Source organism: Hansschlegelia beijingensis, from assembly GCF_014196425.1.
Lineage (GTDB): Bacteria > Pseudomonadota > Alphaproteobacteria > Rhizobiales > Methylopilaceae > Methylopila > Methylopila beijingensis.
In genome coordinates this window covers 115,721-136,848 of the sequence record NZ_JACIDR010000002.1, presented here as the reverse complement: position 1 = coordinate 136,848, position 21,128 = coordinate 115,721, and the positions used below count along the sequence as shown (strand labels likewise).

At 68.1% G+C, this 21,128-nt stretch carries 19 protein-coding genes and 1 pseudogene; 10 read left to right on the top strand and 10 right to left on the bottom strand.

The genetic code is table 11. From position 1 onward, the window contains the following. Positions 1-2 precede the first annotated feature (2 nt). Together GGR24_RS06980 and GGR24_RS06975 are read right to left on the bottom strand one after the other, a co-directional pair. A complete protein-coding gene (locus GGR24_RS06980) occupies positions 3-530 on the bottom strand; it encodes a tripartite tricarboxylate transporter TctB family protein (RefSeq protein ID WP_246398145.1) in 528 nt (175 codons plus the stop codon). A gap of 42 nt (positions 531-572) precedes the next feature. Beyond that, positions 573-1,523 carry a tripartite tricarboxylate transporter substrate binding protein gene (locus GGR24_RS06975; RefSeq protein ID WP_183394631.1) on the bottom strand — a complete coding sequence of 317 codons (951 nt, stop codon included), beginning with the start codon at positions 1,521-1,523 and terminating at the stop codon, positions 573-575. A 169-nt stretch (positions 1,524-1,692) separates the two neighbouring features. On the opposite strand from GGR24_RS06975, the gene GGR24_RS06970 reads away from it, so the two are divergent. The 3 genes from GGR24_RS06970 (at position 1,693) to GGR24_RS06960 (ending at position 4,484) form a co-directional block, all read left to right on the top strand. Continuing rightward, on the top strand, positions 1,693-2,826 hold the full coding sequence (locus GGR24_RS06970; RefSeq protein ID WP_183394630.1) for an enolase C-terminal domain-like protein: 1,134 nt from the start codon (positions 1,693-1,695) through the stop codon (positions 2,824-2,826). Between the two features lie 62 nt (positions 2,827-2,888). Beyond that, positions 2,889-3,668: an IclR family transcriptional regulator gene (locus tag GGR24_RS06965; RefSeq protein WP_183394629.1), complete on the top strand. Its 780-nt coding sequence runs from the start codon at positions 2,889-2,891 to the stop codon at positions 3,666-3,668. Between the two features lie 60 nt (positions 3,669-3,728). Then, the gene (locus GGR24_RS06960; RefSeq protein WP_183394628.1) at positions 3,729-4,484 is read left to right on the top strand and encodes an SDR family NAD(P)-dependent oxidoreductase; all 756 of its coding nucleotides are present in this window, start codon (positions 3,729-3,731) and stop codon (positions 4,482-4,484) included. A gap of 495 nt (positions 4,485-4,979) precedes the next feature. On the opposite strand, the gene GGR24_RS06955 is transcribed toward GGR24_RS06960, so the two are convergent. Beyond that, a complete protein-coding gene (locus GGR24_RS06955; RefSeq protein WP_183394627.1) occupies positions 4,980-7,205 on the bottom strand; it encodes a TonB-dependent receptor family protein in 2,226 nt (741 codons plus the stop codon). A 612-nt stretch (positions 7,206-7,817) separates the two neighbouring features. On the opposite strand from GGR24_RS06955, the gene GGR24_RS06950 reads away from it, so the two are divergent. The 4 genes from GGR24_RS06950 to GGR24_RS06935 all read left to right on the top strand — a co-directional run bounded on the left by GGR24_RS06950 (position 7,818) and on the right by GGR24_RS06935 (position 10,547). Further along, positions 7,818-8,621, top strand: coding sequence for a tudor domain-containing protein (locus tag GGR24_RS06950; protein WP_183394626.1), 804 nt, complete (start codon positions 7,818-7,820; stop codon positions 8,619-8,621). Beyond that, a complete protein-coding gene (locus GGR24_RS06945) occupies positions 8,606-9,076 on the top strand; it encodes a hypothetical protein (protein WP_183394625.1) in 471 nt (156 codons plus the stop codon). The genes GGR24_RS06950 and GGR24_RS06945 overlap by 16 nt, the downstream gene beginning before the upstream one ends. A 158-nt stretch (positions 9,077-9,234) precedes the next feature. Beyond that, a complete protein-coding gene (locus GGR24_RS06940; protein ID WP_183394624.1) occupies positions 9,235-10,275 on the top strand; it encodes a helix-turn-helix transcriptional regulator in 1,041 nt (346 codons plus the stop codon). After that, on the top strand, positions 10,275-10,547 hold the full coding sequence (locus tag GGR24_RS06935) for a hypothetical protein (RefSeq protein WP_183394623.1): 273 nt from the start codon (positions 10,275-10,277) through the stop codon (positions 10,545-10,547). Before GGR24_RS06940 ends, GGR24_RS06935 begins: the two co-directional genes overlap by 1 nt. Here the strand turns inward: GGR24_RS06935 and GGR24_RS06930 are convergent. The 3 genes from GGR24_RS06930 to GGR24_RS06920 all read right to left on the bottom strand — a co-directional run bounded on the left by GGR24_RS06930 (position 10,531) and on the right by GGR24_RS06920 (position 12,279). Next, the gene (locus GGR24_RS06930; RefSeq protein WP_183394622.1) at positions 10,531-10,845 is read right to left on the bottom strand and encodes a hypothetical protein; all 315 of its coding nucleotides are present in this window, start codon (positions 10,843-10,845) and stop codon (positions 10,531-10,533) included. The two genes, GGR24_RS06935 and GGR24_RS06930, sit on opposite strands and share 17 nt — an antisense overlap. After that, positions 10,842-11,360, bottom strand: coding sequence for a hypothetical protein (locus GGR24_RS06925; RefSeq protein WP_183394621.1), 519 nt, complete (start codon positions 11,358-11,360; stop codon positions 10,842-10,844). Before GGR24_RS06925 ends, GGR24_RS06930 begins: the two co-directional genes overlap by 4 nt. Positions 11,361-11,532: 172 nt before the next feature. Beyond that, the gene (locus tag GGR24_RS06920; protein WP_183394620.1) at positions 11,533-12,279 is read right to left on the bottom strand and encodes a DUF4336 domain-containing protein; all 747 of its coding nucleotides are present in this window, start codon (positions 12,277-12,279) and stop codon (positions 11,533-11,535) included. A gap of 253 nt (positions 12,280-12,532) precedes the next feature. Here GGR24_RS06920 and GGR24_RS06915 point away from each other — a divergent pair, with 253 nt between their 5' ends. From GGR24_RS06915 to GGR24_RS06905, 3 genes are all read left to right on the top strand, one after another. Beyond that, a complete protein-coding gene (locus tag GGR24_RS06915; protein ID WP_183394619.1) occupies positions 12,533-12,775 on the top strand; it encodes a hypothetical protein in 243 nt (80 codons plus the stop codon). A gap of 148 nt (positions 12,776-12,923) precedes the next feature. Further along, the gene (locus GGR24_RS06910) at positions 12,924-14,003 is read left to right on the top strand and encodes a M42 family metallopeptidase (RefSeq protein ID WP_183394618.1); all 1,080 of its coding nucleotides are present in this window, start codon (positions 12,924-12,926) and stop codon (positions 14,001-14,003) included. A gap of 131 nt (positions 14,004-14,134) precedes the next feature. Next, positions 14,135-15,001 carry a formate/nitrite transporter family protein gene (locus tag GGR24_RS06905; protein ID WP_183394617.1) on the top strand — a complete coding sequence of 289 codons (867 nt, stop codon included), beginning with the start codon at positions 14,135-14,137 and terminating at the stop codon, positions 14,999-15,001. Between the two features lie 327 nt (positions 15,002-15,328). Here the strand turns inward: GGR24_RS06905 and GGR24_RS06900 are convergent. From GGR24_RS06900 to GGR24_RS06885, 4 genes and pseudogenes are all read right to left on the bottom strand, one after another. After that, positions 15,329-17,342, bottom strand: a pseudogene (locus GGR24_RS06900) (hybrid sensor histidine kinase/response regulator). Positions 17,343-17,751: 409 nt separating this feature from the next. Continuing rightward, positions 17,752-19,581, bottom strand: coding sequence for a monovalent cation:proton antiporter-2 (CPA2) family protein (locus GGR24_RS06895; protein WP_183394616.1), 1,830 nt, complete (start codon positions 19,579-19,581; stop codon positions 17,752-17,754). A 183-nt stretch (positions 19,582-19,764) separates the two neighbouring features. Further along, positions 19,765-20,220 (bottom strand): nucleoside diphosphate kinase regulator, encoded by a 456-nt coding sequence (rnk, locus tag GGR24_RS06890; protein WP_183394614.1) that lies wholly within the window; start codon positions 20,218-20,220, stop codon positions 19,765-19,767. A gap of 241 nt (positions 20,221-20,461) precedes the next feature. Then, the gene (locus GGR24_RS06885; RefSeq protein WP_183394612.1) at positions 20,462-21,079 is read right to left on the bottom strand and encodes a TetR/AcrR family transcriptional regulator; all 618 of its coding nucleotides are present in this window, start codon (positions 21,077-21,079) and stop codon (positions 20,462-20,464) included. Positions 21,080-21,128: the final 49 nt, after the last annotated feature.

Below are 21,128 nucleotides of genomic sequence, written 5' to 3'. Positions count from 1 at the left end.
GCTCAGACGCCGAGCAGCTTCATCACCGCGAACGACACCCACGAGAACGGAGAGATTCCCGTCGGCAGCGCGACGTAGATCAGCTTCATGAAAAAGAACGCGAAGAAGGCGGTGATGCTCAAGGAGAGGATCGCGACTGTCCCCGGCCGCCGCGTGCCGCCGAGCCACATCAGGCCGGCGACGTAGAACAGCGTGCCGATGACGAAGCCGACGATGCCGAGCGTGAGCAGGTAGACGACCGTGATCGCGATCGCGGCGAACACGGTGCGCGGCGGCCCCGCCTCCTCTTCCTCCTCCCACCCCTCGACCTCGGAGCCGGGCTGCTCGGCGGCAGGGCTCGCCAGAAGCTTCCGCCCGATCTCGAACAGGCAGACGCTGATCATCACGATGATGATCAGCTTCGGCCAATGGTCCGGGCCGATCTGGTTGGGAAACTTCGTGTAGGCGATGCGGTCGGCGACCGCATAGAGCGAGATCCCTACGATCAGGATGATCACGTAGGGCGCAAGCTGCCGGAGCCTCGTCGCCATTGGCATAGGCCGGTCCTTCGCCAGTCTTCAGAGCGGGCGGGCTTACTGGGCGGCTTGTCGCTTCGGCATCAGCGCAGTGAACTCGGCGAGCCACCCCTTGATAAAGGGCAGCGCCTGGTCGGACCCGACATAGCTGTCCGGCTGAGCGTACTGCTGGGCGAGATAGGCCTTGTATTCCGCGCTCTGCGCCACCTTGCTCAGGACCTCGGAGAGCTTCTTGACGATCGCGGGGTCGGTGTCGGCGCGCACCACGACCATACGGAACTGCGACAGCTTGACGTCGATGCCGAGCTTGCCGGAATAGGGGGTGTCCTCGAAGCCCGCGGCCGGCTTGTCGCTGAAGAACAGGATCGGCTTGATCTGCTTTCCGTCGAGGAAGCTGCGGACGTCGCCGGCCTGCTCGTAGACGATGTCGCTCTGCCCGCCGATGACGGAAGCGTAGCGCAGGCCGGGTTCGGCGAAGGGGATGCCCTGGAGCTTGGCGCCCTGCTTGCCGAGCAGCTTGATGCTGAGATCGTCCGGGCTGTTGTAGCCGGTGATCGCGACCCTCAGCTCCTTGTCGCCCTTGGTGATGTCCTCGAACGTCTTGATCGGACCGGTCGCGTTCACGAACAGGCCCGAGCGCTGCTGAATCAGCACAGCGACGGGGATGAACTGCTCGATCTTGAAGCGCGAATTCGGCTGCGCCAGCGTCGCGAACGTGTCGGCGGTCATGATCTCGAGTGTGTAGCCGTCCGACGGCGAGGTCAGCAGCTTCTGGTGGCCCGTCTGCCCGGTCGCGCCCGGCATGTTGACGACCGGCACCGAGACCTTGAGCTCGGGCTCCATCAGCTTGCTCGCCATGCGGGCGACCTGGTCAGCGCCGCCGCCTGGCCCCCAGGGGACGATGAAGGTGATCGGCCGGGACGGATATGCGTCGGCGAACGACGCAGAAGGCGCGAGGAACCACGCAGCCGCAACCGATGCGGCGAGCGCCAGAAGACGGCTCGGCATGACGTTCTCCCAAGTTCAAGCCAGGATTACAGCGCCCTGAGTCGGCGCTTTCCCGGTCTTGCTTCAGTATCGACCACCCGCTGAGGAGCTGGCGACGGAGAGAGCTTGACACAGCAGAATGTGCGCATCTACAAAAAAATGAGACTTTTCGTACCGGAAAAGGTGAACGGTGGTCGACGCCAGCAGCCCGATCGAATTGCGAGCGCATCTGCTTCGCCTTCCGCTCACCACGCCTTACCGTCTGGTTTTCGGCGACCTGCATGGCTTCGACGTCATTCTCCTCGGAGTGCGCGACGCCGATGGGGTCTGCGGCTGGGGCGAGGCGACGATCCTGCCCGGCTATACCGACGAGACTGTCGAAGGCGGGTGGGCGCTGGCGCGCGAGGCGGTCGAGACGGTCCGCACCGTCGGAGCGGCGCGCGACTTCGGCAGCGCGGCGCTGACGCGCTCTCCCTTCGCGGCGACCGCTCTGCTCACGGCGCTGGACTGGCTCGGGCGAAACCCCATCCTGGACCGGTCCGGCCGGGTGGAGCTGCTCGGGACGGTCAACGGGAAGGCCGACGACGCCGCGGCGCTTGAGGCCGAGGTCGAGGCGCTGATCGAGAGCGGTTACCGCACCCTCAAGGTCAAGATTGGCTGGGACGTCCCGAAGGATCTCGCTCAGGTCGCCGCGGTGAGATCGATCGCCGCCGGCCGCGCCAGCCTGCGGATCGACGCCAATCAGGGTTATTCGGTCGATCAAGCGGTAGCGTTCCTCAGCCGGCTTGACCCGACCGGCGTGGAACTCGTTGAGCAGCCATGCGCCGCCGGCGACTGGGCTGCTGCGGCGGCCGCCAAGCGCGCTTCGGCGGCGCCGATGATGCTCGACGAGTCGATCTACGGGTTGGAGGACATCGACCGCGCCGCCGAACTCGGCTGCGCCGATTACATAAAACTGAAGCTCATGAAGCTGGGCGACCTTGAAACGCTCGAGACCGGCCTGCGGATGATCGTCGACCGCGGCATGAAGCCCGTGCTTGGCAATGGGGTCGCCTCCGACCTCGGCTGCTGGATGGAGGCCTGCTGCGCGCTCGGCGGAGCTCGCTCCGCCGGCGAAATGAACGGCTTTCTCAAGACCCGGGTTCGGGTGCTCGGTCCGGCGCTCGCAGTCGACGGCGCCGACATCGTCCTGTCGGGTGAAGCCCCGGAAATCGACGAGGCGGTCCTTCAATCCTACGAGGTCGCGACCGCGGGCGGCTGGAGGGATGGAACTGCGCCGCGGAGGCCCGCCGCCGCGGTGTGGTCCGCCGGCGCCGCCTCGTGATATCGCACGCGCCGACGGAAGGGCGTGCGGCGTCTTTCCCGGATCTCGAGGAGCGTCGGGACATGACGAGCGATGCGGATGGGGAACGCGGCGGCACCGCGATCCAGAAGGCCTTTCGCCTCATGCACGCGCTGTTCTCGGCGCCGTCGCCGCCCCAGCTCACGGAGCTCGCCGAGCAGCTCGACATGCCGAAACCGTCGGTCCACCGGCTGCTGAACCAGCTTGAGGAGGTCGGCGCCGTTCAGCGCGACCTCGCAGGCAGAGGCTATACGGTGGGCTCCGCTGGCGTGCGGCTCGGCGTGGAGGCGCTGTCGGCGCGCATGCGGCAGCCGCAGGTTCGCGCCATCATGCGCCGGCTCGTCGACCAGATCGGGGAGTCCTGCAACCTCTCGATCCTGAACGACGACGAGGTGCTCTATCTCGAGCGCGTGGAATGCGACTGGCCGCTGCGCATGCAGCTCTCGGCCGGCTCGCGCGTGCCCGTCCACGCCACGGCGTCCGGCAAGCTGTTCATCGCCCAGCTCACCGCGCGCCAGCGACGCAAGATGCTCGAGGGGCTGCGGCTCGAGAAGTTCACCCCAAACACGATCACCGAGCCGGAGGCGATCGAGGCCGAATGCGCGGCGATCCGCGCGTGCGGCTACTCGATCAATCGTGAGGAATACCACCTCGGGCTTATCGGCGTCTCGACGCCGATCTTCGGCAAGACGGGCGCGGTGGTCGCGACGGTGTCGATCCACGCCCCCGTGTTCCGCATGTCCGCCGACGCCGCGCTCGGCCACCTGCCCCTTCTCCAGCAGGCCGCTGAAGAGATCGCGGAGGAGGCCGGGCTTCGGGACTGACGCCGGCCGCCTTTCGAGCGAGACGGCTCACAAAACAAGAAGAAGGCAGGAGGGTTCGTCATGAGGCTTGAAGGCAAGGTCGCTGTGGTCACCGGCGGCGCGAGCGGCATCGGCAGGGCGATGGGCGTGGCCTTCGCGGCGGAGGGCGCGCGCGTCGTCGTGGCCGACCGCGACGAGGCCAAGGGAAGCTCCGTCGCCGAAGAGATCCGCGGCCTTTTCGTCCATGTCGACGTCACCAGTTCGAAATCCTCCGACGCCATGGCCGAACAGGTTTTTGGAAAGTTCGGTCGCATCGACATCCTGGCGAACAATGTCGGCGTCCGGGTGGTGAAGCCCTTCCTCGAACACACCGACGCCGACTGGGACGTCATGATCTCGACCAACCTCACCGGTCCGTTCCTGTGCTCCCGCGCGGTGGTCCCGTTCATGCAGAGGGCCGGCTCGGGACGCATCATCAACACAGCGTCGATCGCGAGCTTCGTCGGGCGGCCGGACCGCGTCGCCTATGTGGCGGCGAAGGCGGGCCTGCTCGGCATGACCCGCGCGATGGCGATCGACCTCGGCCGCATGGGCATCACGGTCAACGCGCTGGCGCCCGGCTCGATCAATTCGCCGATGAACGCCGAGCACGCGGCCGACGAGGAGCATGACTGGGGCAAGGAAACCCCCGTCGGTCGGTGGGGCAGAGCGGAGGACGTCGCCAACGCCGCCGTGTTCCTCGCCCTCGACGAGTCGAGTTACATCACCGGCGCGGAGATCAAGGTCGACGGCGGCTGGGTTTCGACCAAAGCTCGCGCCGGAGAACTTGGAGACTAGCCCTCCGCATCTTCAATCGCTCGGGAGCTTCGTGAGACCAGACGTCGCTCAGGTCTCCATTGCGGCGACTCGCGACATCGCAGGCCGCGCGTCGTCAGGCGCGCCGCTGATGCCGAGATCGAGGCGGACGAGATCTGCCCAGTGTTCTGGATGAAGAGCGGCGCCTCTCGGCCCGCGGCCGCTCGTCAGGAGCTGCCGGGGCGTGCGGCGCGGCGTTCGGAGCCGTGAATGAACGGCGTCATCGACCAGGTCGCGATCGCGCGCCGGTCGCGCGTTGCGTCCGAAGACGGACTAGCGCGCCATAGATCGACATGATGACGAGGCTCAGCGCAGCGCCGCGCGTAAGCCGCGGGCGCTTGGTGTTGGGCTTGCCCTGGAGGCATCCAGCCTGGACTCGCGCGGCCTTGCCGCTCCCGCGTCCGGACAGCCGCCAGGCTTTCCGGACGCGGGGAAACAAGGCCGCGCGCAGTGTTTACAGGTTTGAGGCAGACGGGCTCAGTTGAACTTGAGGGTCATGCCCGCCATCACGGTGCGGCCGATGCCCGGCTTGGCGCCGTCGCTGCGATCCGAGACGTAGAACTTGTCCGTCAGGTTCTGGCCCGACACCCAGGCCGTGAGCTCCTTCGTGACCTTGTAGCTGGCGCGCGCCGAAAGCAGCCACACTCCGTCGACCTTGCCTTCTTCGACATCGAGCGGGTTCATCGGCAGGTTGAGGGCGTCGGTGTAATAGGCGCCCCGATAGGTCCAGCTCAGGCTGGCGTCGAAGCCGCTGTCATGCTGCACGCCGAGCGTCAGATTGGCCGTGTGGCGCATGGACTCGGGAACCCGGTTGCCCGCGACGTTGACGCCCCCTTCCTCGGTGCCCTTCACGATCTTGCTGTGGACGAAGGTGTAGACGCCTTCTCCATAGACGTTCCAGGCGCTGTCGGTGAAGGCGTTGCTGTCGACCCGGGCCGACAGTTCGAAGCCGTCGAAACGGACCTTGTCGAGAGAGCTGAACACACGGTCGCCGAAGTCGGACTGGAAGGCCTCGCCGAACTGATAGTTCCGGATGTCGCTGTGGAAGTAGGCGGCGTCGAAGGTGAAGCCGCGGACCGCCTTGCTGCGGACGCCGATCTGGAAGTTGTCGCCGACTTCCTTCTTCGGCGCGATGTAGCCGGTTTCGGTTTCAAGCACGTCACGGACGATATGGGGCGACAGGCCCCGATGATAGCCGCCGTAGAGCGTCGTCACCGGCGCGAACTCCCAGGAGAAGGAGAGCATCGGGAGAGCCTGGAAATAGGTGGAGTTTCCGTTGTTGGCGGAATCGTCCAGATCGCGGAAGCCGATCTTGTAGCGCTCCAGGCGCACGCCGGGGACGACCGTGAAGGTCGGCGTCACCTGAACCGCCGACTGGGCGAAGGCCGCGAAGGAGTTGGCGGTGAGCTTCTGCCGGCCGTCGCGCGAGCCGCGATCGTCGAAGTCCAGCCGCTCGTTGGTCAATCCGATGCGGTTCTGGTTGTCGAAGAAATGCTCTTCATAACGGGCGCCGGCCTGCACCGTATGCGTCAGGCCGCCGAACAGGGGAAGGTCCGCGAACTCGATGCGCGAGTCCGCCCCGTAGTTGCGGTAGAGGCGGTCGCGACCCTCCATCACGAAGTCGGACGGCGGGTTGTTCGACTCGTCGCTGACATAGAAGCGGGCGCGGTCGTGGTAATTGCCGTAGACCCGCGTCGACAGCGTCGTCTTGTTGTCGAAGTAGAAGTTATGCGAGATCTGGCCGCGGTAGAAGTCGGCGTTGTACGTGTTCCAGTCGTAGCAGCCGCCGCACGAGACCGGGAAGTGGCCGGCGTCTGCGGCGGCCTTCTTGTTGTGCTTGTACTTCTTGAAGTCCGCGAGGGTGCCCGAGAAGTTGTCTTCGTCGTAATGATCGCGCTGGCGGAAGAACCCGCCCGACACGGTGAGGTCCTGGTTCTCGCCGCGAATGCCGAGCGCGCCGTAGAAGTCGTTATAGCCGAGCTTCTCGGTGTCCCACGAGCCGCCTGCATTGAGCCCTGAGTAGGAGAGGACGACGCCGACATTCTCGCCGCTCTGGCGGGTATGCACATGGCGCATGTTGTTGACGCTGCGGTCGGCGCCCTTGGTGTTGCCGAGCGCGCCGCTGAACACGGTCTCCTTGGGCCCGAAGGGCGAAAGGTTGCGGAAATTGATGACGCCGTGATTGTTCAGCGGCCCGTAGTTCACAAGGGGCCCCTTGAAGACTTCGATGCCTTCGATGCGCTCCACCGGCGGCGTGTAATGCGTGCCCGCGTCGAGGTAGGGCGAGAAGTTGATCGGAACGCCATCCTCCATGACGAGGACCTTGCGCGAACGGCGGAACGGCGAGCCGCGCAGGCTGATGCCGGAATGCCGTCCGAAGCCGTCGTCCGAGACGCTGGCCGCGCCGGGAACGTTCCTGAGCGCGTCCTGGGTCGTGAGGGGGCGCTGGTCTGCGAGGTCCTGGGAGGTGACGCGCTCGGCGGAGCCTGGGAAATCCTGAAGATCGGCCGGCAGCATCTGACGTGGGTCGATCGGGCTGACAGTCCCGATCTCGGCGGACGCACCCGCGGCCCGCGCGCCCCTGACGTCGATCGGTTCAAGCTGCGTCGCGCCGCGCTCCTGGGCGCGGAGCCCCGCGGGCGCGAGCAAAGCCGCCACGCTCGTGGCCGCGAGCAGCGCCACAAGTTCTTGCCTCTTCTTCATTGAACTCCCCCGACCAAGAGGGAAACATTCCCCCCTCGAACCGGGTTAGTCCTGCTTCGATCGCTGGAGACCGGTCAATTCACGAAATAATTATGTTAATGTGATCAAGTAATAAAATAATATTAAGGATCTTTATTATTATTGTATATTGCTACGATAGCGCGTAGGCGTCTTCTCTATTGTTTGAGATGGGCGCGATCCCCTGCCTGTCAAGCGCCGCCGCCTGGCGGCCGCCTTTTGTCGTGGGGCGGACGAGACCGTCTCCGGGAAGACGATCGAGCGGCGGTCCGCCGCAAACCTGGGCTTCACAACACGGGAGTTGCTTTCACCGGTTCATCGCCGCGCAGGCTGGAGAACTGTTAGCCGGACGCCACGGGACGGCGCAAGCCTTGGCGTCGCCTTCGACCAAGCCGTCCGCGGCGCCGGAAAGCGCCTCAACGCAGCGCGCTCGGGCTCTTCGTCTCGCGGTCACGGTCCGCAGACAGGCGCGCCCCGGCGTGACGCTGCCGTTCAAGGCCGTGAGACATCCGTGCAAGGGAGGGCGAGGGCCCTCGTGCTAACCGCGATCCAGCAGCGGCGCGTCGTCGCCGCGCCTGATCACGGAGCATCATCATGGCCGATCCGGTCAACGCAGGCCGCGCTTTTGGGCGCATGATTTCGGCCGGAGCGCTGCTCGCGGCGTTCGCCGCGATCTCGCCGGCGGCCGCCCAGAGTCCGCAAGACCGGAGTTTCACCCTCACCAACGAGCACAGCAAAGCCATCCGCGACTTCCGGGTCGTCAACCGCGACGGCTCCTGGTCGGGCAACTGGCTGAAGACGGCGGTGCCCGGCTATGGAGGGCGCGGCCTTCGCTTCAAGGCTGATCGCCCCTGGGCCTGCGTCCTCGACACCCGCGTCGTGGTCGACAGCGACGCCATGCGGGGCGAAGCCGTGTTCGAGCAGCGGGTGAACTATTGCGGCCTCGGGACCATCAGGGTGACCGAGAACGGGATCCGGACCGGCCGCGACGGGCAGTCCCGGTCGCCGGAGCGTTCGTTCGACCGCGATCCTCCGCGCCGCGGCCCGGACGATGGCTATCGCTCCTCGAGCCGGGCGTCCGAGGGGCCTGACTTTCGCGTGGGCGACCAGGTGCTCGGGCGCTGGCGTGGCGGCGAGCACTGGTATCCGGGCGTGGTGGACGCGATCTCGCGCAACGACGTGACCATCCAGTACGACGACGGAGACCGCGAGGCGGCGTCGTTCCGCCAGGTGCGGGCCTATGACTGGCGTTCGGGGCAGCGCGTCGAATGCAACTGGAAGGACGGCGGAACCTGGTATCCTGGCCGCATCACGGCCACCGACGGCCAGCGCCTCAGCATCGACTATGACGACGGCGACCGCGAGCGCACCCGGACGAGCAAATGCCGCTCGCGCTGAACCTTTCCGCCGTCTGCGGGGCAGCGGCGGCCGCAGTCCTTGCCGCCGCGCCGGCGCTCGCCGGACCCCCGCAGCCTGAAGGGCTGAGCATCGCGGTCGACCTGTCGCCGAAGGCTCAGAAACGGCTCGCCGCGCTCGGCGAGGGGATCGTGGCCAGCGCCTTCTATTTCGGACCGCCGGCCAAGGGGGCGGCGCGCCGCGTCTCGCCGAGCGGCCAGGTGGAGGTCCCGCTCGACGAGATCCCGGTGCAGGCGCGCGGCGTCACGCGCATACCGGCCGCCCCGCCGGACGCCCGGCGCTGGATCGCCGGCGAGCCGCGGATCAACGTCAACCTCTACACGGCGCGCCGGAAGAGCGACGACAACCTGCTCGACTGCGCGCTGTTCGAAGGCGTCGTCCCGAAGCCGGCCGAGCAGCCGGTGCGGATCGCCTGCAAGCTCATCGGCGAGGACTGAGCCCGTGGGATGCAGATAAGGCGGCGGCTCGCGGATAAGTGATCAAGCGCTCCGGAGAACTAGTCCGGTCTCTTCTTCCTAGAGCCTCCTGCGGCGCCTTCGCGGAGCCACACGCGGAGCGCGCGGCGCAAGAACGCTGCATCTGTGGAACTACGTATATGCCGCCGGAGATCACCCGGGTTTGGTGCCGGCTAATGTCCACGCTCGCTGCACCGGATTCATCCAGGCTCTCACTGCAGGCTTTCTCGACCCGCGCGCTGCCTGCGCGGGAGCGGCATGAGGCTTGGCTGCAGCGCGACTGGCCGAGTCTCGCGCCGGCCTATCGGTGCAAGCCTCTCGAGGCGTTCGACGTCGCTTCCGAGAGGCTCCAGCTCGACGGCATCACCATTCAGTTCGCCGAAGTGACCGGTCAGAGCTGGGTGCGCGACGCTTCCCTGATCAAGTCGTGGACGCCGGACGCTCTGGTGATCGCGCTCACCGTCCAGGGCGAGGCCCGGGGCGAGTGGGGAGGCGTGAGCGCCCGGACCGGAACAGGCAGCATCCAGTTCGCGGATTTCAGCAAGACGTCGTCGCATGTGTCCAGCGCCAGCAAGACCATCGCGATCGCTGTTCCCCGCGCGATCGCGGCCAGCCGGGGTCTCGCTGTCGAGGCGCTGCATGGCGTCGCGACGCGGTCGGCCGCGGGCTCCCTTCTCGCCGCTCACCTGCTGGCGCTGCGCGAAGCCGCGCCCGGGATACCGAAGAGCAGCGAGCAGATTCTCGCGCGCGGCGTGCTGGATCTCATCGTGCTTGCGGCCCAGTCGGCGGGGCAGGCCTCCGAGGCGGCGGCGGGCGCCCGCGGGCTGTCGCTGATGGCGCGCGCAGCGATCGAGCGTTCGCTGGGCTCGCCGACGCTCGGCCCGGCCCGGCTTTGCCGCAGCCTCGCGATCTCGCGCTCCACCCTGCACCGGCTGTTCGAGCGGGAGGGCGGGGTCCAGGCCTATATCCGCCGCCGCAGGCTCGAGGCCGCGCGCGTCGCGCTGGAGGAGACGGGCTCCGACGAGCCGATCCACATGATCGCGGAGCGGCTCGGCTTCAGCGACGCAGCGCATCTCAGCCGACTGTTCCGCAGCCGGTTCGGCTCCAGTCCGAGCGATTGCCGCGCCGAAGCGCGTCGCGCGCGGACCGGAGCGACGTCCGCCGCCGGAATGGAACTCTGATGACCCTCCTCGCCGTTGTGCTCGTCGCCGCCGCCGCCGGGTTCGCGCTCTGCGCCCTGACCCGCGTCTCCGCCATTCTGGCGGCGACGCTGCTCCCGCTGCTCGCCGCAGGCGCGGCGTTCCTCGCGATCGCGATCTTTCCGTCCGGCGGCTCGACCGAGCCGATCGTCGTGCCGATGCTGTTCATCCTCACCGCGATCGGCGCGATTGCGGGCTCAGGCCTCGGCGCGTGGCGGCGGCGAGCCGTCGCCAGGGCTAGCGGCAGCGTTTGAGCTCGAAAGCACCGTCGGCGGTGTTGAGCCGCATGCGGTCGGGACCGAGCCGCTCCACGGCGCTCGCGTGGCGCTCGCCGTCCTCCTCGGTGATGAGCTGGCCGTTCTTCAGCCGCCAGCGGCCTGAACCGCCATTGAGAAAGCCGTCGCGGGAATAGGTCGCCGCCGGGGGATCGCAGCCTTCCACGCCCCAGGCGCCCACGAGAAAGTCCGTGGTGACGGAGGGCGCGGCGAAGGAGGGGGCCGCGAGACACAGCATCGCGGTCGCGACGAGCGCGGGGCGCCGGAGGGCGCTCATCGCGAGTGGCACCAGGCGGAGGTGGTGCGCTCGACGCCGCCATTGTCGTAGCGGACCGTCATGGCGGTGTTCGCTCCGGGCACGTCCAGCCGCTCGATCCGCGCGGGAGCGAGGGGAGCGCCGGGGCGGCGTCCGGGAAAACACCACACCCGGTCGCCGTTTCGCCAGTCATAGGGGCGCACCTGCCAGGCTGGACGCCGCTCGGTGAGGCTGCTCGCGTAGAAGACGGTCAGCGTGTCGCCGTCGACGCGCGTCACGACGCCCGGGAAGTAGCGCGGCCCGCCCGCCGAGCGCGCCAGCACGCTCTGGCCGACATGAAACCGAACGGATCTGCGCTCCTCCCCGTAGCCGGGTCTGTGGCCGTAGGGCCTGCCTTCGCCGCGACGCTCGCGTTCATAATATTGCGCTGTCCGCCATTCCGCCGATGGGGCGCTCTGCGCGGCGACGGCCGAAGGGAAGCCGATCGCGCAAAGCGCCGTCGCGTTCGCAAGCCCACGAACAAAGCGTCTCATCATCGTCTCGAACTCCGGAGGCGCGGCGCGCCGAACAGCGAGAGGACGATATCGCCCGGGGAGTCCGATGACGTTGAACGGGCATCCCGCCGCTTTGAACGGCCGTGTCACGGGCCGATCAGCGTCGGCGGCGCTTCGTCGGGTTCAGACGCTCGGCCTCAGGCGCGCTGAGGCCTCAGCCGGTCAGCCACCCGAGGGAGCGCCGCAGACGTTCGGCGCCGCCGGTTTCGAACCAGCGGCCATGCGCGAAGATGACCCGCTCCGGCGCGAGCCGGATGAGGCGGCGGGCCGCCTCGGCCGCGGCGCTTCTTCGGGCGTTGATGACGAACCGCAGGTGCAGCGGCGTCTTGCCGTCCGGGGCCATCGAGCCGGCCAGCCGCAGCAGGGGCCGAAGCAGGCGGCTCACCTTCTCGGGCTCGAAGTTCTGGATGAGATCGGTCAGGATGAGGCTCGACGTCGGGCGATGGAAGAACGCGACTTCCCTGAAGCCGAACCCGCCCGGCACGACGACCTGATCGATGTCGCCGGCCCACGCCGCCGGCGCCGCGTCCCCGAGATCATGGTCGAGGATGACGCCTGATTTCCTGACTTGCGAGCGCTGGCGCAAACCGGGGGCGGCCCAGCTGACCGCGCCCGGACAACGGCTTCGCCAATCCTTCAGGAACGACCAGTGCGCCACGTTGGGCGCGACGAGGTGCCGGATGGGGCCGAGCTTCTCGATTTCGGTTCTGAGGGCTTCGTCGTAGCGCGTGGGGGAGTGCAGCCACACGTCGCCATTCGCCAGCCGCACGACGGTCATCCGCACCGGGATCGGCAGTCCCGCGGCGTGAAGAGGCCCGCCATCGACGAGCCACAGATTGTCAGCCACCGGCTTCAGGACATCGAGCGGCGGATAGACGGAACGCGTCTCTGTCGCGGTCATGTGATCTCCCGAGCGCCTCCTGCTGCGACCAGCATTCCGGCGGCAGAACACGCGGCCGCCCGAACCGTTCCCGCGGCGTCGGCGTCGGGCGACCCGATGAGGCGCCAGGGTCCGGCTGGCGATGGCGTGGCGCGCGTCTTTGGCGGTCCCGCCGACGGGCCGGGCGGGCTGCCCCTAGCGGCGCTGCGGGGAAGGGAAATCCGAGGCGGAACAAACGGCTTATGGCGGATGTTGAAGGCGCCTGGGAGGACCCATGCAACCTGGGCTGTCGCGTGCTGAACGAGAGGTGCTGACCGGCCTCGCCTTTGGCGACCGCCGCCTGATATGGGACGGAGCCACGCTCCATGGCCTCGCATGCAGGGGGCTGGCGGAGTGCCGGCTCGACGGCTGGGCGATCACGTCGGCAGGTCGCCGCGCGCTGCACGGGATGGAGACCCGAACCGTCCTGGACGGCGAGGCTCTGATCTCGAGGATCACGCCGAACAAGGCGCCCTGATCTCACTCCGCTGCAAGACGGCGCCGCAGGCGGCCGCGCTCGACCCTCTGAGACGGTTCGCCACGGCGAGCGCAGCCGGCGACCCGGTCGACGGCTTCTGCGCTTTTTGCTTGAACGGCGCCGTATCGGGCGCAACCAGGAACCTCGCATGCGGCAAGAGTCCCTCGACTTCCTCAAAGACCTCGTGGCGGCGCCCTCGCCGAGCGGATACGAGCAGCCGGCGGCGGCGGCCTTCCGGGGATATGTCGAGCGTCATGCCGACAAGGTCGCCACGGACGTGCACGGCAACGTGACGGCGGCGCTGAACCCGGGCGCCGAGATGAAGATCATGCTGGCCGGGCACATGGACGAGATCGGTTTCGTCGTGCACCACATCAGCGACGAAGGCCTCATCTACTTCAGCCCCATCGGCGGCCATGACAGCGTCATTCCCGTGGGCCAGAGGGTCTGGGTGCACGGCAAGCAGCGGGTCGCCGGCGTGGTCGGCCGCAAGGCGATCCACCTTCTCGACCCTGAGGAGCGCAAGAAGAAGCCGGAGCTCAAGGAGCTCTGGATCGATGTCGGCGCCAGCTCGCGCGCCGAGGTCACGGAGCTGATCGAACTCGGGGACGTCGTGACGTTCCAGTACGAATTCCAGCACCTCCTGGGCGACCGCGCGACCGCCCGCGCCTTCGACAACAAGGTCGGCTGCTTCGTGGTCGCCGAGACGCTGCGGCTGCTTCGCGAGGAAGGCGGCCTCGACCCGAGCGTCGGGGTCTACTCTGTCGCGACCGTGCAGGAAGAGATCGGCGCAAGAGGCGCCAGGACCTCGGCCTTCGCGATCGGCGCGCAGACGGGGCTGGCCGTCGATGTCGGGCACGCGGTCGACTATCCGGGCGTGAGCAAGGCGCGGCTCGGCCAGTGCGACATCGGCGGCGGTCCGATGATCTCGCGGGGGGCGAACACCAACCCCGTGGTGTTCAGGCTGCTCACCGAGGCGGCTAAGGAGCACGCGATCCCGTACCAGATCGCGGTGTCGGCCGGAGCCACCCCGACGGACGCCGGGCCGATGCAGCTGAACCAGGCCGGCATGGCGACCGGCCTGATGAGCGTCCCGCTGCGCTACATGCACACCCCGTGCGAGCTGCTTAGCCTGAGGGACGTCGAGAACTGCGCGCGCCTGATGGCCGCCTACTGCAGGCGCGTCAGGCCCGACACGGATTTCACGCCCACCGTCTCCCGCGGCTGAGGTGGCTCCGGCGCCTCGCCCGCCAGGGTCGGGGCAGCGGGATCCGATCGCTGGGCAGCGGCCCGAGCCGCCGGAACATCGGGCCCGACGAAGGCTTCCAGGCTGTGGCGCGAATTGACCGAAAGGCCTCGATGTCGACTCCAGACGAAGACCAGCCCGACGGCTCCGCTGACCAGGCCCTTTCCCGGACCGAGCAGGAGCGCGTCCAGGAAGGCGCTGCGCCCCGGGCCGTCCTCGTGCACGAGATCATCCGCCGGGAGGGCGAGGACGAGCTCCTTCGTCCGGTCAGCGCGCTGGCGTTGTCCGGATTGGCCGCGGGTCTTTCGATGGGCTTCTCGTTCCTCGCGCAGGCCTTCATGATGGCGGAGCTGCCCGACCCGAACGGCCGCGCGCTGCTGGCGCCGCTGGGTTACTGTGTGGGCTTCCTGATCGTCGTCATGGGCCGGCAGCAGCTCTTCACCGAGAGCACGCTCACCGCGCTGCTGCCCCTGCTGTACCGGCGCGACCTCGCGACGATGACGCTCACGATCCGCCTCTGGGCGATCGTGCTCGCCGCGAACCTGCTGGGCACCATGCTCTTCGCGCTCGCGATCGCCGGCACGGACGTGGCCGACGCGCAGCAACGGTCCGCCCTGACGGAGCTGGCGTTGAAGACCATCGAGGGATCGTTCGGCGGCACGCTCGTGAAGGCGATCTTTGCGGGCTGGCTGATCGCGCTGATGGTCTGGCTGCTGCCGGCGGCCGGCTCCGCCAAGATCCTCATTATCGTCGTGCTCACTTACGTGGTCGCGCTCGGAGGCTTCGCGCACGTGGTCGCGGGATCGGCCGAGGCCGCCTTTCTGGTCGTCAGCGGGGAGGCCGGGCCGGGTGACTACCTGGTCAAGTTCCTGCTGCCGACGCTGATCGGCAACACGATCGGCGGCGTCGCGCTTGTGGCGATGCTGAACCACGGATCGGTTTCGGCCGAGCTCGCGACGACCCCGGGGGCCTCCGGCTAGAGCGACGCTCAGCCAACCAGCACGGCCGCCGAGGGGCTCAGCGGATGATCATTCCGCCGGAATGCGGAACCGACCGGTCAATCGTGGCCTGCTCGCTCCGGGTCAACGGGCGAGAGGGGCCGGACGCGCAAGCCGCCAGGCTCGCGGCCACCAGGATCAAGCTCAGGACTCGCATGGGCCGAACTCCTCGATGCGGAACCGCTCTCGCCCGTAAGACCTGGCGCAGCCCGATTGTTCTGCGCCCGGGAGAGTGACGCGCGCGACGCAGGGCCGCCAGACTGGCCGAAGCCAGTACGCGCCGGCGCGGCGTCGTTCCGAGGCCCTGCCTCAGCGCTCTTCGATGATCGAACGGATGCGCGCCGCGAGCTTGTCCATCGCAAACGGCTTGCTCATCACCTGCATCCCCGGCTCGAGATGCCCGTTCGCGACCGCCGCGTTCTCCGCATAGCCGGTGATGAACAGGATCTTGAGGTCGGGCCGCCGCAACCGTGCCTTGTCCGCCATCTGCTTCCCGTTCATCCCGCCCGGAAGCCCGATGTCCGAGATCAGCAGGTCGATCTTGACGTCCGACTCGAGCACTTTCAGCCCTGAGGTGGCGTCGGCGGCCTCGATCGCCTGGTAGCCGAGCTCCGCAAGAGTGTCTCCGACCAGCATGCGGACCGTCGGCTCGTCGTCCACCACGAGGACCGTCTCGCCGGCCTCGGCCCGCGGGAGCTCCCTCGGGGCCTCGGCCGCGTCGACTTGCGTGGGCTTACCGCCGGCGTGCCGCGGCAGATAGATCCTTCACCGTGGTTCCGCGGCCGACCTCCGAGTAGATCCGGACATGGCCGCCCGACTGGCGGGCGAACCCATAGATCATTGAGAGACCAAGCCCGGTCCCCTTCCCGACGGGCTTCGTGGTGTAGAAGGGGTCGAAGGCGCGGGCCACGACTTCGGGCGGCATGCCGGCGCCGTTGTCGGTCACGCAGATCGCGATGTACTGGCCGGTCGGCACGTCGCGCTCGATCGCGCCGACCTGATCGATCCAGGTGTTCGCCGTCTCAATCGTCATCCGGCCGCCCTCCGGCATGGCGTCGCGAGCGTTGATGGAGAGATTGAGGATCGCGTTCTCGAGCTGGTTGGGGTCGCAGAAGCAGGGCCAGAGGCCTGCCGCCAGAACGGTCTCGATGGCGATGTTCGGCCCGACGGTGCGCCGGATCAGTTCCTCCATGTTCGAGACGAGCCGGTTGGCGTCGACCGCCTTCGGCTCCAGCGTCTGCTGGCGGGAGAACGCGAGGAGCCGGTGGGTGAGCGTCGCGGCCCGGGACGCGGCGCCCTGGGCGGCGGTGATGTAGCGCTCCAGTTCGTTGATGCGGCCCTGCGCCAGGCGAGCCGCCATCAGGTCGAGGCTGCCGGTGATCCCGGTCAGCAGGTTGTTGAAGTCATGCGCGAGCCCGCCGGTGAGCTGCCCGACGGCCTCCATCTTCTGCGACTGGAACAGCGCCGCCCGGGAGCGCTCCAGCTCCAGTTCGGCCTCCCGCCGTTCGGTGAGATCGCGGGTGACCTTGGCTAAGCCGATGAGCTCGCCGTTCTCGTCCCGCACGGCGTCGATCACCACGCTGGCCCAGAAGCGGCTGCCGTCCTTGCGCTGCCTCCATCCTTCGGCCGTGAAGCGGCCCGTGCGCTTGGCGGTCTCCAGCGCCTTCAGGGGCGTGCCCGCCTCGCGATCCTCGGGCGTGTAGAACCGCGAGAAATGCTGGCCGACGATCTCGTCAGCCGCGTAGCCCTTGATGCGCTGCGCGCCGGTGTTCCAGTTCGTGACCAGCCCGTCCGGGTCGAGCATGAAGATGGCGTAGTCCGTCACGCCCTGGACGAGCAGGCGGAACCGGCGTTCGGTTTCGAGAGCGGCGAGGCTCGCCTCGCGATGCTCGGTCATGTCGCGGGTGACCTTGGCGAAGCCGACGACCCTGTCGCCCTCGCGAATGGCGTCCACCACGATCATCGCCCAGAAGCGGGTGCCGTCCCTGCGGACGCGCCATCCTTCGCCGGCGAAGCGACCCTCCTCCAGGGCGCGCTTCAGAACCTGCTGAGGCAGGCCGGCCTCGCGGTCCTCGGCGGTGTAGAACCGCGAGAAGTTCTGGCCGATGATCTCGTCGGCCGCATAACCCTTGATCCTCTGCGCGCCGGGGTTCCAGCTAGAGACGTTCCCCTCCGGGTCGAGGATGTAGATCGCGTAGTCGACGACCGACTGCACCAGCTGCTCGTAGGCGCTGGCGTCCAGCCGTCTTGTTCCGTCCCGTCTGGTCAAGGCTGCTCCGCCTCGGCCGAGAAACCCGGCCGGCCACGTCGGTGTCTCATCCATTCGCCCCCCGCGGACGCCAATGCGAAGCTCTCGATCCGCCCCGCCGCTCTGCATGTGACATCCACGTGAAGCGGCGTTTAGCCTACTCTAGGGCGCTGCGGAACGGAGCGTAGGGACCGCCGACCGCATGCAGGGCTCCGATGAGACGAACGGGCGCGCGTCCGGGCCATGGTTTCGCATTCGCTCGCCCCGGAAGCCGCCGCGCCAGCGCCCTCGTCGCGCGCCATGGTTGGGCGTTCAGATGACGAAGGGCCCGGAGAATAGCCGGCGAGCCGACGGGGACCGCCCGTTCGGCCGGGTTCCCTGCCATCGGCTGGCGGGAGTGCTCCGTGACTTTCCGGAACTTCCGGGCCGCCTGAGCCTCAGGGCCCCGCAGCGCGGCGGCCCCCGGCGGATCGCCAGCAGGCGTTCAGGAGGGGAGGGCCGCCGTCTCGCCGCCGGCCGCCGCATGCTTCTGGTCGATGATCTGGCCTTCCTTCCGCGGCTTCGTCAGCGGCGCGGGGACAGGCGCGTTGCCCTTCAGCAGATCGATGCCTGAACGCATGTCGCCCGCGATCTGCAGGTCGAGCCGCTCGGCGTCGCGGCGCCGGACATCCTCGGTGACCTCCACGGCCTCGTCTTCCGGAACGCCAAGCGTGACCAGCGCCGCCTGGCCGAAGGTCATCGCCGACTCGAAGGTCTCGCGGATCTGGAAGTCGACGCCCGTTCGGATGAGGTCGATCGCATGGCCGCGGTCGATCGCCCTGACCAGCAGCTTGGCGAGCGGGAACTCGTGCTTCACGAGCTCGACGATCTTCTCCGACGTCTCCTGCTTGTCGACGCAGACGAGGATCGCCCGTGCTTCGCCCGCGCCAGAGGCGTGGAGCGTGTCGAGCCGCGTGCCGTCGCCGTAATAGACCTTGTAGCCGAAGGTGGCCGCCGCCTCGATCATCTCGACGTCGTTCTCGATGATCGAGATGTCGAAGCCGCGGGCGAGCAGCGACTGGCTCGCGACCTGCGCGAAGCGGCCGAAGCCGATGACCAGAACCTGGCCGGTGAGCCCTTCGGCCGCGTCGACGCCGTCCAGCGACTGTCGCGCCGGCGGCATGAGCCGCTTCAGCGCGAGCGCAGTGAGCGGCGTGAGCGCCATCGAAAGGATCACGACCGCGGTGAAGATCGCGTTGGTGGGGGCGTCCATGACGCCGACCGCCGAAGCCGCGGAATAGAGCACGAAGGCGAACTCGCCGCCCTGTGCGAACAGGGCGACGCGGTCGATCCCCTGCCGGTTCGAGGACCCCAGCGCCCGCGCCACTGCGAAGATCGCGGCGCCCTTCACGGCGATGAACAGCGCCGTGAAGCCCAGGATGGTCGGCCAGTGCGCGACGATCGCCGAGAGGTCGAGCGACATGCCGACCGCGAGGAAGAACAGGCCGAGCAGAATGCCGCGGAACGGTTCGACGTCGGTCTCGAGCTGGTGGCGGAAGGTCGATTCCGACAGAAGCACGCCGGCCAGGAAGGCGCCCATCGCCATCGACAGGCCGCCGACCGACATCAGCAGGGCCGAGCCGAGCACGACGAGCAGCGCGGCCGCCGTCATCACCTCGCGGGCCTGCGACCGGGCGAGGATGCGGAACATCGGGTTGAGAAGGTAGCGCCCGGCGAGCACGAGCCCTGCGATCGCCCCGATCGCGACGCCGATCTCGAGCAGGCGGTCGGACGACGTCGCGCTCGCTTGAGACGGCGCGATGAAGGCGACGATCGCGAGCAGCGGCACGATCGCCAGGTCTTCGAGCAGCAGGATCGAGACCGCCTTCTGCCCCTGCGCCGTCGAGGTCTCGCCGCGTTCGTCGAGCATCTGCATGACGACCGCGGTGGAGGACAGCACGAAGCCCATCCCGGCGACGAAGGCGACGCGCAGGTCGAGGCCCGCAAGATGTCCGGCCAGCGTCAGCAGCGCGCCGCTCGCGATCACCTGGCCCGCTCCGAGGCCGAAGATCTCGCGTCTCAGTCCCCACAGCCGCGAGGGCTGCATCTCCAGCCCGATCACGAACAGCAGCATGATGACGCCGAATTCGGCGATGTGCAGGATGGTGGCTGGATCGGAAAACAGTCCGAGCCCGAACGGGCCTATGATCAGGCCGGCTGTGAAATAGCCGAGCACGGAGCCGAGGCCGAGCCGCTTGAAGATGGGCACGGCGACGACGCCGGCCCCCAGCAGGGCCACTATCTGAACAAGCTCGCCCTGGCCCGCCGCCGCCATCACCTTATCCCCGATCAGCTTGTCCCCACGCCTCCTTACGACGCGACCGGGGCCGAGCGCGACCTGGGGCCTTCACAAAATGCTGAAGCGGGGTGCGGCGACGGCCGTGGAGCGGGTCGCCTCCGCCGGGGCCTTATGCTGGACGGGAGCCCGTCCAGCATTCTTCCGCGGAAGGCGCGGCGATCATCCTGCCTGCGCGTGCAGGGTCGGCCGGTCCTTGTCGGCCGCGGCGATAAGCGCGTCGTTCTGCACGACCGAGATCACGAGCAGCCTCTTGAGGTCGCCGGAGAGCGACGTCCAGGGCATGGTCTGGCCCGGAGACAGGCCGAGCAGGGCCGTGCCGATCGGGGTCAGGACAGAGATGCGGCCGGCGTCGATGTCCGCCTCTCCGGGATAGACGAGCGTCACGGTCCGGGGGGCTGCGCCCTCGATCTGGTAGGTCACCACCGAGCCCATCCGGACCGAATCCTCCGGCAGGCGGTGATCGGCGACGAGCTTCGCCCGGGCGAGCTCGATCTGGAGCTCCTCGGCGGCTTCCGGATTGCGGCGCTCGATCGTCTGGGCGAGCGTCGACAGGCGGTCGTGATCGGTCTGCGACAGGACGATCTTGGGCTTGCGAGTAGGGGTGGCGGCGGACATGGCGGTTCCCGATGCGCGTCGCCCGCCAGGGCGACGAGCTCGGCGGGTCGATCAGATCAAATGGATTGAGGTGAAGCGGATTGAGGCGGCCGCGCGGGCCCGGCGGTCGGATGGCGATCCGACCGCGCTTAGATGCCTGCGATAGGGAAGCGTCGGCCGGGCCGGCGCGAGGCAGCTGGATTCCTCATCATCCCCCATCAAGTAGGAGCGGGGGGAGGATCGGTCAACTCCGCGGGGCTCCTCAGGCGCCGGGCGCCGCCCGCTTCGTCGGCTCGTCATGATCGGCCACGAGCCTGTCGATCAAGCGCGTGACGATCGTCCTGAACGCCGCGTCGTCGCCATAGGCGCGCGCCGACAGCATGGCGCCATGGACCGCCGCCATGAAGACCTCCGCCTCGGCGCGGGCGTCGCATGAAAGATTGAGGCGGCCCTGCTTGGCGCCTTCCTGGATGACCGAGGTGAGCCAGTCCGAGAGGGCGCGAAAATGAGACCGCACCTCGACCACGACCTCCTCGGGCAGGACAGGGATCTGGCTCGCCAGCAAGGCGCAGACGCAGAAGGCGTTGGCCGGATCGCGGACGCATTCGGCCCAGTATCGGGCGTAGGCCCGAAGTCGGTCCGCCGGATCCGGATGATGGCGGTCGAGCGCGGCCATTCCGGCCGCGGCCTCCTCGACATGCCGCTGCACGACGGCGCGAACCAGGTCGACCTTGCTCGGGAAGTGATGATGGATGCTGGCCTTCCGAATGCCGACCACTCCGGAGATGTCGGCATAGCTGAAGCCGTTATACCCCCCGCCGATGATCAGGGAGCGCGCGCATCGGAGGATCTCGTCGGCCGTGCTGGAGACATTCGCCATACGCCAGCCTGCTAACCAGTAGGTTGGCCGTCAAGGCGGCCGCCGATGG

Excerpts from the sequence above, each read along its gene's own strand:
- GGR24_RS06885 (WP_183394612.1), bottom strand. The coding sequence starts at position 21,079 with ATGGCGAATGTCTCCAGCACGGCCGACGAGATCCTCCGATGCGCGCGC.
- GGR24_RS06955 (WP_183394627.1), bottom strand. The coding sequence starts at position 7,205 with ATGAAGAAGAGGCAAGAACTTGTGGCGCTGCTCGCGGCCACGAGCGTG.
- GGR24_RS06925 (WP_183394621.1), bottom strand. The coding sequence starts at position 11,360 with ATGATGAGACGCTTTGTTCGTGGGCTTGCGAACGCGACGGCGCTTTGC.
- GGR24_RS06920 (WP_183394620.1), bottom strand. The coding sequence starts at position 12,279 with ATGACCGCGACAGAGACGCGTTCCGTCTATCCGCCGCTCGATGTCCTG.
- GGR24_RS06950 (WP_183394626.1), top strand. The coding sequence starts at position 7,818 with ATGGCCGATCCGGTCAACGCAGGCCGCGCTTTTGGGCGCATGATTTCG.
- GGR24_RS06945 (WP_183394625.1), top strand. The coding sequence starts at position 8,606 with ATGCCGCTCGCGCTGAACCTTTCCGCCGTCTGCGGGGCAGCGGCGGCC.
- GGR24_RS06940 (WP_183394624.1), top strand. The coding sequence starts at position 9,235 with ATGCCGCCGGAGATCACCCGGGTTTGGTGCCGGCTAATGTCCACGCTC.
- GGR24_RS06960 (WP_183394628.1), top strand. The coding sequence starts at position 3,729 with ATGAGGCTTGAAGGCAAGGTCGCTGTGGTCACCGGCGGCGCGAGCGGC.
- GGR24_RS06905 (WP_183394617.1), top strand. The coding sequence starts at position 14,135 with ATGTCGACTCCAGACGAAGACCAGCCCGACGGCTCCGCTGACCAGGCC.
- GGR24_RS06965 (WP_183394629.1), top strand. The coding sequence starts at position 2,889 with ATGACGAGCGATGCGGATGGGGAACGCGGCGGCACCGCGATCCAGAAG.
- GGR24_RS06930 (WP_183394622.1), bottom strand. The coding sequence starts at position 10,845 with ATGAGCGCCCTCCGGCGCCCCGCGCTCGTCGCGACCGCGATGCTGTGT.
- rnk (WP_183394614.1), bottom strand. The coding sequence starts at position 20,220 with ATGTCCGCCGCCACCCCTACTCGCAAGCCCAAGATCGTCCTGTCGCAG.
- GGR24_RS06975 (WP_183394631.1), bottom strand. The coding sequence starts at position 1,523 with ATGCCGAGCCGTCTTCTGGCGCTCGCCGCATCGGTTGCGGCTGCGTGG.
- GGR24_RS06910 (WP_183394618.1), top strand. The coding sequence starts at position 12,924 with ATGCGGCAAGAGTCCCTCGACTTCCTCAAAGACCTCGTGGCGGCGCCC.
- GGR24_RS06980 (WP_246398145.1), bottom strand. The coding sequence starts at position 530 with ATGGCGACGAGGCTCCGGCAGCTTGCGCCCTACGTGATCATCCTGATC.
- GGR24_RS06915 (WP_183394619.1), top strand. The coding sequence starts at position 12,533 with ATGCAACCTGGGCTGTCGCGTGCTGAACGAGAGGTGCTGACCGGCCTC.
- GGR24_RS06895 (WP_183394616.1), bottom strand. The coding sequence starts at position 19,581 with ATGGCGGCGGCGGGCCAGGGCGAGCTTGTTCAGATAGTGGCCCTGCTG.
- GGR24_RS06935 (WP_183394623.1), top strand. The coding sequence starts at position 10,275 with ATGACCCTCCTCGCCGTTGTGCTCGTCGCCGCCGCCGCCGGGTTCGCG.